Source organism: Clostridium sp. 'White wine YQ' (assembly GCF_028728205.1).
Lineage (GTDB): Bacteria > Bacillota > Clostridia > Clostridiales > Clostridiaceae > Clostridium_T.
The window spans coordinates 82670-96316 of the sequence record NZ_JAQYUU010000009.1 but is presented as its reverse complement, the minus strand read 5'-3'; the positions used below and the strand labels follow the sequence as shown (position 1 = coordinate 96316).

Annotated in this window: 14 protein-coding genes; 8 read left to right on the top strand and 6 right to left on the bottom strand. The window is 29.9% G+C overall.

Features of this window, described 5'->3' with window-relative positions:
• Positions 1-201 precede the first annotated feature (201 nt).
• Together PTZ02_RS17775 and PTZ02_RS17770 are read right to left on the bottom strand one after the other, a co-directional pair.
• Complete coding sequence (locus PTZ02_RS17775; RefSeq protein WP_274229098.1) at positions 202-1098, bottom strand: hypothetical protein; 897 nt, start codon at positions 1096-1098, stop codon at positions 202-204.
• A 121-nt stretch (positions 1099-1219) separates the two neighbouring features.
• On the bottom strand, positions 1220-2230 hold the full coding sequence (locus tag PTZ02_RS17770; protein WP_274229097.1) for a homoserine dehydrogenase: 1011 nt from the start codon (positions 2228-2230) through the stop codon (positions 1220-1222).
• A gap of 162 nt (positions 2231-2392) precedes the next feature.
• Here PTZ02_RS17770 and PTZ02_RS17765 point away from each other — a divergent pair, with 162 nt between their 5' ends.
• Complete coding sequence (locus tag PTZ02_RS17765; protein ID WP_274229096.1) at positions 2393-2935, top strand: hypothetical protein; 543 nt, start codon at positions 2393-2395, stop codon at positions 2933-2935.
• Positions 2936-2983: 48 nt separating this feature from the next.
• Here the strand turns inward: PTZ02_RS17765 and PTZ02_RS17760 are convergent, their stop codons facing one another.
• Positions 2984-3424 carry a nucleoside deaminase gene (locus tag PTZ02_RS17760; protein ID WP_274229095.1) on the bottom strand — a complete coding sequence of 147 codons (441 nt, stop codon included), beginning with the start codon at positions 3422-3424 and terminating at the stop codon, positions 2984-2986.
• A 295-nt stretch (positions 3425-3719) separates the two neighbouring features.
• Here PTZ02_RS17760 and PTZ02_RS17755 point away from each other — a divergent pair, with 295 nt between their 5' ends.
• The 3 genes from PTZ02_RS17755 (at position 3720) to PTZ02_RS17745 (ending at position 7799) form a co-directional block, all read left to right on the top strand.
• On the top strand, positions 3720-5138 hold the full coding sequence (locus PTZ02_RS17755) for an MATE family efflux transporter (RefSeq protein WP_274229094.1): 1419 nt from the start codon (positions 3720-3722) through the stop codon (positions 5136-5138).
• A 239-nt stretch (positions 5139-5377) separates the two neighbouring features.
• Positions 5378-6337, top strand: a complete 960-nt coding sequence (locus PTZ02_RS17750; RefSeq protein WP_274229093.1) for a glycosyltransferase family 2 protein — start codon at positions 5378-5380, stop codon at positions 6335-6337.
• A 16-nt stretch (positions 6338-6353) separates the two neighbouring features.
• A complete protein-coding gene (locus PTZ02_RS17745) occupies positions 6354-7799 on the top strand; it encodes a hypothetical protein (protein ID WP_274229092.1) in 1446 nt (481 codons plus the stop codon).
• Between the two features lie 40 nt (positions 7800-7839).
• Here the strand turns inward: PTZ02_RS17745 and plsY are convergent, their stop codons facing one another.
• Complete coding sequence (gene plsY, locus PTZ02_RS17740; RefSeq protein ID WP_274229091.1) at positions 7840-8433, bottom strand: glycerol-3-phosphate 1-O-acyltransferase PlsY; 594 nt, start codon at positions 8431-8433, stop codon at positions 7840-7842.
• A gap of 203 nt (positions 8434-8636) precedes the next feature.
• On the opposite strand from plsY, the gene PTZ02_RS17735 reads away from it, so the two are divergent.
• The gene (locus PTZ02_RS17735; protein ID WP_274229090.1) at positions 8637-9227 is read left to right on the top strand and encodes a hypothetical protein; all 591 of its coding nucleotides are present in this window, start codon (positions 8637-8639) and stop codon (positions 9225-9227) included.
• A 252-nt stretch (positions 9228-9479) separates the two neighbouring features.
• Entirely contained in the window at positions 9480-9806 is a 327-nt protein-coding gene (locus tag PTZ02_RS17730) for a YcxB family protein (RefSeq protein ID WP_274229089.1), read from the top strand.
• Between the two features lie 17 nt (positions 9807-9823).
• Here PTZ02_RS17730 and PTZ02_RS17725 read toward each other — a convergent pair whose 3' ends face one another.
• A complete protein-coding gene (locus tag PTZ02_RS17725; RefSeq protein ID WP_274229088.1) occupies positions 9824-10849 on the bottom strand; it encodes a phosphodiester glycosidase family protein in 1026 nt (341 codons plus the stop codon).
• Between the two features lie 147 nt (positions 10850-10996).
• On the opposite strand from PTZ02_RS17725, the gene PTZ02_RS17720 reads away from it, so the two are divergent.
• Together PTZ02_RS17720 and PTZ02_RS17715 are read left to right on the top strand one after the other, a co-directional pair.
• Positions 10997-11524 carry a TetR/AcrR family transcriptional regulator gene (locus PTZ02_RS17720; RefSeq protein ID WP_274229087.1) on the top strand — a complete coding sequence of 176 codons (528 nt, stop codon included), beginning with the start codon at positions 10997-10999 and terminating at the stop codon, positions 11522-11524.
• Between the two features lie 55 nt (positions 11525-11579).
• Positions 11580-13313, top strand: coding sequence for an MFS transporter (locus PTZ02_RS17715; protein WP_274229086.1), 1734 nt, complete (start codon positions 11580-11582; stop codon positions 13311-13313).
• Between the two features lie 46 nt (positions 13314-13359).
• Here PTZ02_RS17715 and PTZ02_RS17710 read toward each other — a convergent pair whose 3' ends face one another.
• The gene (locus tag PTZ02_RS17710; protein ID WP_274229085.1) at positions 13360-13635 is read right to left on the bottom strand and encodes an ArsR/SmtB family transcription factor; all 276 of its coding nucleotides are present in this window, start codon (positions 13633-13635) and stop codon (positions 13360-13362) included.
• Between the last annotated feature and the right edge of the window lie 12 nt (positions 13636-13647).

Here is a 13647-nt window from a genome sequence, read left to right as displayed (position 1 = left end):
ACTTTTTAAATTTAGCTATTTAAAGTTAATAATATATATTAAAGATATTCCTTGCCTTTTATAAATAAAAGAGAGATGGGTTAAATCCATCTCTTCTCTTATTTAAATATGTTATACATATAATTACATTCTTTTTAATTAAGAAATTGTTAAAAAGTGGCTCCAAGTTATTAAAGGAGCCACTTTCAACAGGCTTTTTTACTAGCAACAATCCCCATGTGATGGTGGATCAAATTCGTCAAAAGGAAATGGTAATGTGTTAAAGTATTCGCATGGATCATCTGGTAATATATTAGCACAAGTTGGTATATCACAATCGCCTGAAGACTGAACATTTAGATTAACAAATCTGTAAAGTTTAATAATTGTAAATAGACCAATAGTTACGTCTGCACGATATTCTATTGTAGGCACATTGTTTACTAATACTGTATAGGTTCCAGGTACTGCTGTTAATGGATTTCCAGTAGCTTGAATATATACCTGTGGAGTATTTCCATTGCAGTATGTTGTCGCTGGGCTATAAATTGAATCAAAAGTAGAAACTATCTTATTACCAACACATCCGCCATATAGAGATACCTTCTTTTCCCATGTTGTGAAAGCAGGTATATCTGTAGTAGTTGTTGGAGTTGGTGAATTTACAGTAACTGACAATGCGTTTCCAGCTGCATCTAATAGATTTAAGATGAAATTAAAAGTATAGGTTATACTTACATCAAAGAAACCTTCTTGTCCAAAGCAACTTGGTTCAATGTTTGTAACAGCAATATTTCCAACGCTAAAGTCACAACAATCTACTCTAAGACTCCTTACTGCATTAGTAAATGCAATAACTTCATTTACAGCAATTGTAGTATCTGTAGCTGGGCCAGGAAGATGGCTGATTAAAAATGGAGCTGTGATACTATATTTTCCTCCAAGAGAAGCTGAGTCTATTTTTATAACTGTCTTTCCAGGTGGAATCACTGTAACATCATCAACAGGAGTTAAGCAATCTTGTTGTCTACACCTACCATATACTTTTTTAGCGATTATACATTCTTCTTTTAGTTCAATATGCTGAGCTGTACTATTTACTTCAAAATTGTCTTGCATATTTATCCTCCTCTTACATTCTTAGGATATTTAACTTATTTCATTAATATAATATGGAGGATGCATGCTAAGTGTTCGTTATGGTTAAAAAAAAGTTAAATATGTATACTAGATTTATTTACTAAAATTTATATCCGTTATGAATATTTATTATATCTCTAAGTATTGATGCAGCCGCATTTGTAGTTCCTGATGCACCACCTATTACAGCGACTTCTCCTAATGTATCAGTATAATACTTAACTCCTTTATTTCTGCCATTTATGTTAAATAACATATCTTCTTTTTCTATACGCATTGGTGAAACCTCTATATTAACTTCATTCCCCTTACATTCGATTCTGCCTACTAATTTATATCTTTTGCCTTCATTTTTTGCTTTCAATATATCTTCCTTTGAAACTGCTGTAATTCCCTTAATTTTCACTTCATTAATATTTATATTCTTTTTAAGCACTACTTTTGAAAGAATTAACATCTTAATTGCTGTATCATGTCCTTCAATGTCTAAGGTTGGATCTTTCTCCGCTATTCCCAATCTTTGTGCTTTTTCAAGCCCCTCATTAAAACTTAATCCACTTTCCATCTCTTCTAAAATAAAATTGCTGGTTCCATTTAATATTCCCTCAACTTTTTCAATATTTGCACCAGCTAAGTCCATTAACCCGCAATTTAAGCTAGGTAAAGCTCCTCCTGTAGTACAACCAACCCCAAGGGCTACCCCTTTTTCTTCACTAATTCTCTTTAATCCTTCATAATCAACTAATATTGGCCCCTTATTTCCAGTAACTACATTAATATTATTTTCTAACGCATATTTTATGTGAGTAAGACCTGGCTCCCCAGTTTCTTTATTGGTTTGAGTCAGTTCAACCATTAAATCACATTTCTCTTTCGTTAATACATCTCTATAATTAATTCCCGCTCTCCAATTTTTGTTGTTTTCTAATGAACCTGCATTTAAAACTTCCATTAGGTCTAGTGGATTACTGCTTAACACCCCACCTTTAGAATTTAATATTCCTCTAACTTTTATATCTAATCCTTCACTTTTAAGCTTTTCATGCTTATCTTTCAATAGCTTTATAAATGCTTTTCCTACTCCTCCATAACCTATTAATACTAGATTCATCCTTACCTCCTAATAATTAAGTTTTTCTTAAGAAAATATTTAAAAAATTCAAATTTCTTTTTATATCATATTGATATATAATTATATTATTGTGTTTTATGTTGAGAATCACCATGTGTTTAAGTTATATTTTAAAATTGTGGACAAGGAGTTGATGGGATAGTGAAAGAAATATATATATTGCTTACTTCTACAAATACTATTTATGCTAGAGCTATTAGACTATATACAAAAAAATCCTATACCCATTCATCAATTGCTCTTGATGATTCTTTAAATCATATGTACAGCATGACTAGAAAATATTATCGTAACCCCTTCTTAGGAGTTTTCAAAAAAGAAGAGATCGATAAAGGAGTCTTCTCCTTTTATCCAGAGTGTCCTGCTGTAGTTATTAAACTTAAAGTAAATGCTGAACAACATAATAAAATTCGCCAAATGATTTGGGATTTTAATAAACAGAAAATTAAGTACAACCTTAGAGGTATATTTTTTAGAGTGATAAAAAAAGAATATCGTGCAAAGAATAGGTTTTTCTGTTCAGAATTGATAGCCTATATTTTAAAAGAAACTGATGTATTTGACTTTGAAAAACCACTTAACTTTGTAGAGCCTTCTGACCTACTTACTATTCCAGATGCTGAGGTTATATATCAAGGTCCTTTGGCTAACTATTCTATCGACAATCTTCAATTTATGAATTAAAGAATTGGCTTGCAAAAATTAGATTTATTCTATCTTTGCAAGCCATTATTATTTATTTCTTCTATCTTTAAAGAAATCTATCAACACTTTACTACATTCCTCATTATATTCCCAACTTACTTCTACAAAGCTATCTAAATATGGATGATTCAAAATATCTGCAGCAGTTCCGCAGGCTCCTGCCTTAGGATCAAAGGTTCCTATATGTACTTTACTTATCCTACTTTGAATAATAGCCCCTGCACACATAACGCAAGGTTCTAAAGTAACATATAATTCACAGCCACTTAATCTCCAATCCCCTATAATTTTACTAGCCTTATCTATTGCTAATATTTCTGCATGAGCTAATGGAGATTTCAATGTCTCTCTTAGATTATGCGCCTTTGCTATGATTTTTCCTTCTTTGACTATCACTGCCCCAACTGGAACTTCAAGCTTTTCTTTTGCCTTATAAGCCTCTTTAAGCGCTTCCTCCATAAAACTCATATTTCTCTTTACCTTTCTAAAAATATGCACATAATACATACAACAAGTACGTTTTTTTAATAATATTATAGCATATATTTATATTTACTTTATTTTTAGTATGCTTTTTGAGTAAAAAAAGTACTATTACTGGGTCGTTTATATATTTTTAAGTGCTAATCTGCTATTTTTGTGTTTTTTAAAATAATGCAATACCCCATATTAATACCTTAAACACCTCCTTTAAGTCACTGAGAATTACTATATTTAACAAATATAATAGTATTATAGGAAAAATTTTTAGGAGGTGACGATTATGGGTGTTAATGACAAGATATTTTCCCAAGGAAATATAAGCAAAACTCTATTAAAGTTTGCTATCCCAGCAATGATTTCTCTATTAGTTGTTGAGCTGTATAACATGGTTGATACCATATATGTTGGAAGATATATTGGTTCCAATGCCATAGGCGCATTAACCATAGCCTTTCCTGTACAAAGGTTTATGACTGCCATAGGTATGTTAATATCCGTAGGAACATCTACCTTTGTAGCCAGAAATCTTGGAGAGAAAAACTATACTGGAATAAAAAAAACCATAATTAACAGTATTTTAATTACATTTTTAACATTAGGCTTATTATCCATATTAATATATGTTTTCCGTAAACCTATTATCATGAATCTTGGTGCAAGTGAAACTTTATATCCATTAGCTAAAACTTATATTTCAATAATATTAATAGGTACCTTATTCCAAGGTCTATCTATTGTTTTAGGATACATTATGACCTCACTTGGGGACACAAGAATTAATTTATATGGAAATTCAATCGGTGCTTTAGCAAACATCATAATAAACTATATTCTTATTGATATGATAGGCTTTGGTATAGAAGGGGCTGCAATAGCTACAATTGTTTCACAATTTCTTGCCTTCGCGTTTATAGTTTATAAATTCATAAAGATAAGAGATTTTATTAATCTATCTCTTTCTTCTTCAAATATACTTAAGAGCTTTTCACCTGAATTAATAAGAGATATATTTACAGTTGGTTTCTCAACCTTTGTTATAGAAATATCTGATGCAGTAGTTTCAGTTATACTAAATAACTTGTTATTATCAAAAGGTGGAGATGCATCAATAGTTATGATTGGTGTTATTACAAAAATATCTATGTTTATGTTTGTAACTATAATAGGTATAAGTTCCTCAATGCAGCCAATTGTTGGTTTTAACTATGGAGCTGGTAACAAAGAAAGAATGTTTAAAACCCTTAAAACTTCAATAAAATGGGTTACTATTTTCTCTTTAGCTATCTGGAGCGTTCTTATGATATTCACTCCTAATATAATAGGGGTTTTCCTAGAGGATTCTACCCTATTATCTCAAACTGTTACAGCCTTTAGAATATGTATATGTATATTGCCTACAGTAGGACTTTACTATATAGCAATCTATTATTATCAAGCAATTGATGATGCAAGAACCTCATTTTTGTTTTCAATTTACAGACAAATAGTTGTGTTTATTCCAATAGCTTTAATACTTATTAATGCTTTTGGTGTCATTGGTGCATGGATAGCATTCCCTCTATCAGATGGAATATCTGCAATAACTTCAATTTACTTTATGAAGAAAACTCTTAAACCTGAGCCTAGTAAAGATCTTAAAGTTAAAAGTGCAGATTTCAATATTAAGAGTACTAGTGTTAGAGTTCAAGGGAGAGCTTAAACCACCAATTAATAATTAGTATACAAAGGACTAAGAAAACATCTATTGTTATCTTAGCCCTTTTTTATTGTACTAATATTATTTCCACAAAATGCAATAATATATAATGTATCAGTTTTTTAAGAAATTATAATTTTACATTTTAAGGTTTTAATTTTACGCAAATATTGTATAATATTATGGTAAATAATAGACAAATTTTTCTATAGACTAATTAAATTTATATACGAGGTAATATAATGAAGAATTCAATCTTATCTATCGTTGTCCCATGCTTTAATGAGGAAGAAGTTTTACCAACAACCCATCATGAACTATCTAAGCTTTTAGATAAATTAATTAAAAATGAAAAAATAAGCAATAAAAGTGCAATTATCTATGTTGATGATGGTAGCAAGGACAAAACCTGGCACTTAATATCTGAACTTAATAGTTCTGCAGCCTATGCTTGTGGAATAAAGCTTGCTAAAAATGCAGGTCATCAAAATGCAGTAATGGCAGGATTGATGGAAGCTGCTAAAACGTCTGATATGATAGTTTCAATAGATGCTGACTTGCAGGATGATGTTAATGTGATAGAAGAAATGGTAGATAAATATCATGAAGGCTTTGATATTGTTTATGGAGTTCGCTCTTCTCGAGAAAGTGATACCTTTTTTAAGAGGAATACTGCATTAGCATTTTACAAATTAATGCATGTTATGGGAGTTAAAACTGTTTATAACCATGCAGATTTTCGTCTAATGAGCAAAAGAGCTGTAGAAGAATTAGACAATTATAAAGAAAGAAATCTTTTTTTAAGGGGAATTGTTCCTTTGATTGGTTATAACTCAACCTCTGTCTATTATGAAAGACATGAGCGTTTTGCTGGAGAATCTAAGTATCCATTAAAAAAAATGCTAAATTTTGCACTTGAAGGAATCACATCTTTTAGTGTTACACCAATAAGATTTATTACCTCTATAGGATTTATAATTGCTTTTGTTAGTATTTTTGCAGCAATATATTCTCTTGTATCATATTTTACAGGTAATGTTACTTCTGGATGGACATCATTAATCTTATCTATATGGTTTATTGGCGGAGTTCAATTATTATCAATTGGACTAGTGGGAGAATATATTGGAAAAATTTATACAGAAGTTAAAAGAAGACCAAGATATAATATAGAAACTATCTTAAATAAAGATTTAGAATAAAAAATGAGGGCTAATTATGATTTTTTTTAAAGAAAACAAATTTTTTAATATACTAGGTAACATAATTATTTTTTTCGTTAGCTTATTTTTACTATTTGTCATATTAGGCTTTTTTAGTATTTCAGTTAATGCTTTAAATATAAATATATTTTTTAAAATTCTTTTAGTTATTATTGGTTTTGCTATAATGACAGCTCTGCTTATTTTAATATCAAAACCAATAATATGGTTGACTAATAAATTAACCAGTAAACAATATATAGTATTTTTAATAATATTAACTCTAGCTACAAGAATTATATGGGTACTATTAATCAAATCCCCTATAACTTCTGATTTTAAGATTATGTACGAAACTGCTACTAAATTAATAAGCGGCGATTATTCAACAATTGATAGAAGCTATTTCAACCTATGGGTTTACCAATTTGGGTTTAGTGGTTATGAGGCATTGGTTATGAGTTTATTCCACACAACTAACCCATTAATAATCAAATTATTAAATATATTTTATTGCTTAGGAACTACTCTGTTGGTTTATAAAATAGGTAGTAAAATCTTTAACGAAACTTCAGGAAGAGTAAGTGGTTTTTTCTACTCAATTTACATATCCAGCCTAGTTATGACCTCTGCTCTTACAAATGAACATATTGCGACTTTTTTATTCTTATTAGGCATTTATGTCTATTTATGTAGCAACTTATCTTTTCCTGTTAGAGCAATTATCTTAGGTATTTTAGTTGCTCTTGGAAATATAAATAGACCTTTAGGTTCACTTATTTTATTAGCAATAATTATTTATTTAATTTTAATGCTTATAAAAGATTTTAACTTTGTTAACATAAAGCATACTTTTTCAAGCCTAGGTTTAATCATTTTATCCTACTTAGTTATAATGAACTTAGCTAGTTATATATTTATTGCAAAAGGAATTACTCCTTATAAATTAACTAATAGGGACCCTCTTTGGAAATTTGTAACTGGACTTAATTATGATACCAAAGGCCAATACTCTGAAAAAGATGATAGCTATTTATATAATATAAAAGATCCTGAAGAACGCAAAAAGTTAGAAATTCCGCTAATTAAGGAAAGAGTGTCTAATGTACCTAAATTAGCATCTTTAATAAAAGATAAGGTTCTTGTTATGTGGTCAGGCCCCGATGACTCAACCTACTGGACATGTCAGTATTTAAATAAACGAATTTTAAATATCTCTATTATAGGTACTGAGCGAATAGAGTTCATTGCAATGGCCTTCTATTCAATAATAGCAGCATTATTTTTATTTAAAGAAAAGAAGTATAATAAAAACATGTTAATCCTTCTTTTAATCGCTGGCTATGCATCTGTTCATTTCTTTATTGAGATTCAAACAAGGTATAAATATTTTATGATTCCTCTTCTAACAATTGTTCAGGGGTATGGAGTCTATATTTCAAGCAAATACTTAAAGAGATAAAAATAGGGACTATTTCGTATACGAAATAGTCCCTTATATATTATTTTTCTTCCTTTTTTATCATTCTAACAATATTAGCCTTATGTCTATATATCATTATCACACTGGCACATATAGTTGCAATTATTATTGGACGCGGTTCTTTTAAAATAATACATATTATAGGAATCGTCGCTCCAAGTGAAATTGATCTAATTGATACTATCTTAGTAGTAGCTCTTAAAATAAAATAAACTACCACCCCTGATAAGGTTGCAATTGGTGCTAATAGTATAAAGGCTCCCATGGTTGTATTAACTCCTTTACCTCCATTAAACCCTAAAAAAGGAGTATAATCATGACCCAATATTACAACTACCGCAATAATAGAAAGATATACATCTGTAGAAATAGGTAGTTCATATAGCTTTGAAGCAACTATTCCTAAAGCTACTGCCACAACTCCTTTAACAATATCTCCTACCTGAGTTGCAATTGATATCTTCGTTCCTACTATCCTTTTTACATTGGTTGATCCAATATTTCCACTCCCTTGAGTTCTTATATCAATCCCACAAAAATGCTTTACTAGCAAATATCCTGTAGGTATAGATCCTAACATAAAAGCAATTAAAATGGTTATAAGAATAATCATTTTTTCCTCCTAAATATATACTTTTATATATACTAATCTTTACTGCATTATATATTATATACCACATATACTTTACTTACAATCAAGCTTAAAAATCTTAATATTTAGCACCTCCTTACTATAGTTGTCTGTTTTGTAATAATATGGGTTGTATGGTATAATTGTTTTAAATTTATTAACATAAATTATAAGGAGAATAATTAATGCAGATAAACTTTGAAATTTCAAAAAATGACTTTATAAGAGCACAATGTGACTATATATTTAATTCATCAAGCTATATTTTTTCAAAAGTATCATTTATAACTATACTACCTTTTTTAGCAGCACTCATAGTGTATATTGGTGATTTAAAAATAGGCCTAATAGGTTTTGCCATTTGCCTTATTGTGATTTATACAATCTTTATACCTATTGGACCCATTATATTTAAATATATTATTACTAGGACAGTAAATAAAAAATATATATTCTTAGAACGCTCTATAAAGATTTCTGTATTATTGAATCCTGAAGCTATCAAAGTAACCTATAATAATGCTAATTTAGAATTTGATTGGTCCTCAATTCTAAAAGTAGTAGAAACTTACCGTTACTTTCACTTTTATACAACTACCATAGTAAATGAGCGTCTATTCATACCTAGAAATAATGAAAATAGACAAGCTATTATAGATATACTTAAAAATAATCTACCTGATGATAAATTCAGTTCTATTAAAGAAAAACAAAATATCTTTAGTGCCGCAGAGGATTATAAAAAATACAAAAAACTATTTAATAACTTTAAATAGAAAGGAGACTTGCTAATGCAAATAGACTGTAATTTTTCAAAATCGGAGTATGTAGAAGCTCAATGTGATAATTATTTTAATACAAATGACTACTTATTAAGAGAATTTTTTAGCCTATACTTTATTCCATTTATCTTATGCGGCATGATATATTTAGTGTTTAACCATAACTTCCTTATGTTTATCCTTTCTATTATCTTTTTTTACCTACTTGTTATAACTGTTGGCTCAAAATTTTGCAGGTTTCTTTTTATGAAAACCATAGAAATGAGGTATCTAAAATCAGGCAAAAATTATATGGTTTCAATATTACTAACTAATGAATCAATTAAAGCTATTAGCACATATTCTACCGTGATTTATAATTGGTCTTCAGTAAACAAGGTATTAGAAAACAACTTATATTTTCATATCTATATTGGGGTAAATGGTCGTGTCTTCATACCTAAAAATATACAAAACAAGCAAATGCTTATAGATGCCCTTAAAGATAATATACCTGAACATAAATTTACTTTTATTAAAAAGCAACGAAATATATTTGATGTGTTTAAAGACATAAAAAAAGAAGGTAAATAACCTTCTTTTTACATATCCTATTTTATTATAAATGCTGAAGGTAAATACCTTCCTGTCTCTGAGCTTGATGGTTTATTTACTATCTTATCCTTATAATACATTATAGTAGACGCTCCCCCATCTAGATTTGTTGCATTATAAACATCATATTTTAAAAGAATATCTTGGACTTCTTTTAATGTTGCTCCAGGGCTTAAAATCTGTCTACCATCTATTACTAACATAACTATGGACCCGTCTTTTCTTTGTCCAATAGCTGTTCTAGGCGCAATTCCCCAACCACCATTTCCACTTTTAATTGTAGGTTCTCCATCTACTATTAAATAAGGGAAAAATGTTATCGCTTCTTTTATCTTAAGATCTCTCATTTCATTTAAGGTGTAGTTGCCTAGTACCAGAATACCATCTTCATTAAATCCAACCATTTCATACTTTTTATTTTCCTTACCATATAAGACTTTCCCATTATGAATTACAACCCCCAAGGGCGTCCCACCGTTACCTACTCCGTTATCATCTTGGAAGCCACCTGCATTTATACCTGCAATTGCTCCTTCTTGCTTAATGATATCTTCTAGCTTCTTTCCACTTCTTCCAATGGTGTCAGGTATCCCTAGTGTCACTCTTTTAGGATCTTTTATGATTAAGACATAACCTTTATATTTACCGTTTGAAATATCTATAAGTTCAGTTCCGTCATAAGGCTGGCTAACAGCTTCACTCATAGCAGGTTTATATTCATCAACTGAAATATCATTAACTGTTGAATTCTTGTCATCCTCAATCTTATTTTTTGCCATAACTTTATCTATTTCATCTTGGCTAAATAGCATTGTTGCTAAATATTTATGACTAAGAGTTGTCATTGCCGTAGTTATATAATATTCTCTAATGTTTTCAAGAGGGCCATAAACCACTAAAGGTATACTTATACACATAGTAATTATTATATTAGCTAAAATAAATGCACCTATGTGAAATAACCCCTTCTTCACCTTTGATTTCTTTTTGTAGCGATCCATTCGTTTAACTTTTTTCTCCATATTACCTCACTTATAAATTATATTCATATGATTATTTTACTTTATATTTGATTACCCCATCAATAAAAAAAATCTTAAATATATTGAACAAATTAGTAACAAATTGTATAATATGAACAAGGTTCATTTTAAAAATGGAGGATAAGGATGCCAAAGATTATAGAGAACTTAAGAGATAAAATACTAGATGAGGGGAAAAAAGCTTTAATTGAACAAGGATATAAAAATGCAAGCATTAGAGATATTACAAAAGCTTGTGGAATAGGAACTGGAACCTTTTATAACTATTTTAATAATAAAGGCGAACTTGCTATAGAGGTTTTTGAAAGAGATTGGTCTATGATAATTACTTCTATTCAAGCTATTGTAAATGCTGACATCTCACTTAAAGATAAACTTTTTCAAATATTTCTATATGTAGATGGTTTTCTAAAAAATCATATTAGTGTTTTTGTAGAAATGTCTAAAGAAGATTATACCTATAATGAAGTGGATGTAATGGCCCCTCTTTACGAAGCTATAGAGAATATCCTTCTATTCCATAAAAATAAAGGTGATATAACCTCATCAATAGAATTAGCTAAACTAACTAAGTTCTTAGTTTATAACTTAACGAATATATCAAAACAAAAGTTTATGACCTTTGACGAATTTTATGCACTTTTAAACTTATGATAATTAGTGCATTTTTTTAAATTTTATATGAACAAGGTTCAGAAAGGAGTTTTATATGAAAAAATCAAACAAAAACATAATGTTACTATTATTTTTACTGGGCATATTTATAGGAGCTTTAGATTCAGGTATTGTTTCTCCAGCTAGAACTGTAATAGCAAATTCGTTTAACATATCTGCTAGCAGCTCCATATGGATGATTACAATATATACCTTAGCTTATGCTGTTGCCATGCCAATAGCCGGAAAACTATCTGATAGGTTTGGGAAGAAAAAAATATATGTTATTAGCATTTTATTATTTGGAATAGGTTCAATGCTATGCGGAATCTCAGATTTTTATGGTGGATTTACCCTTTTACTAATATCAAGAGTAATTCAAGCTATAGGCGGTGGTGGAATAATGCCAATAGCTACAGCATATATAGGTGAAAGCTTTCCTCCTGAGAAAAAAGGTGCTGCCTTAGGTATGGTTGGAGGAATCTATGGTATAGCAACGACCTTGGGTCCTACAATTGGTTCAGGCATATTAAACTTAGTTGGTTCATCAAACTGGGGATTTTTATTCTTTATAAATGTTCCAATATGTATAATAATTTTAATACTTTCTACCATGACTCCAAAGGATGATAGAGTTACTGTACCAGGAAAAATTGACATATGGGGAAGTATAGTTATAAGCTTAACCATCCTTTCACTAATGTACGGCTTAACTAACTTAAAATTCTATGAATTCTCTAGCAGTATTAAATCTAACGATGTATGGCCTTTCTTATTAGCATTTATAATACTTTTACCAGTATTAATTTTCATAGAAAAAAGAGCTGAGGATCCTGTGCTCAATTTAAAATACTTCACTAATAGAGAAATAACTTTAGCATTAATAATAGGCTTTATTGTTGGTGCTGGCATGATGGGAGTAGTTTTTGTACCTCAATTTGGAGAAAATGTTTTAAAAATCAAATCTGGTTCTGGAGGATATATCGTAACAATCATGGCTATTTTTGCTGGAGTAGGTGCTCCTATAAGTGGAAGACTTATAGATAAATTCTCAGCAAAATTAGTTTTAATAGTAGGGTTTATATTATCTGGTATTGGAACATTGACTCTAGCTTTATATACTGCAAATCATCCAAGTTTCTTAAGTTTAGTAATAGGCTTGATATTTGTTGGACTTGGGATGGGCTGTACTATGGGTGCTCCGCTCAACTACATAGTTCAGACTAATGTAAGTGCTAATGAAACTGCAACAGCCCAATCAACTCTTTCTTTAGTAAGATCTATAGGAGTTGCAATTTCTCCAAATATACTCATAGGGTTTATATCTGAAGCAGGTAAAAATATGTCTACTAAACTAATGGATGTTATTCCAAAAGCACAAGCTCCACAGATTCCTGGAATGTCATCAGCCCCTTCTGGAAGCATGTCTATGAGTTCAGGGGGAATATCTCCAGATCAATTGCAGACTTTACAAAACTCAGATGTTACAACAATTGTAGATTCTATTAAAAAGTTTAGTGAATCAATGATAAATGATAAGGTTGCCCCAGCACTTAATGGAATAACCTCTGCTCCTAATTATAGAGGACCAAAAGCTGATGTTTTATTAGCAACTATAAAAGAAGGTTATTTAAAACAAATCGAAGATGCTAGAGTAACTATAGAAAATGTATTCCAAAGCACTTTAAACTCCGGATATTCAAAACTATTTATAGGTGCTGCTATTATTGCATTATTAGGCTTAATATTCTCATTAATGCTTTCTAAGAATAAAAAAGATTTAGCATAAAAAATTTACCCCAAAATAGAATTTCTCATTCTACTTTGGGGTAATCTTATTCTTTTTCGTAGTATAATTCTTCAGTTAATCTAATTAACTCTTTTATTTTCTCACTCTTAATGCTGTAATACATGAACATACCGCATTTTTTTGCATTAACCACTTTAGCATCCTTTAGTATCTTTAGATGTTGTGAGAGATTTGCTTGACTGAATTCTATATCTTCATTCATTTCACAAACACACATCTCTCCTGTAGAAAGTCTTTTTGCAATTTTAAGTCTCACAGGATGAGCTAAAGCTTTAAAGATATTCACTTGAAATTCATCCATTAAAACTTCACC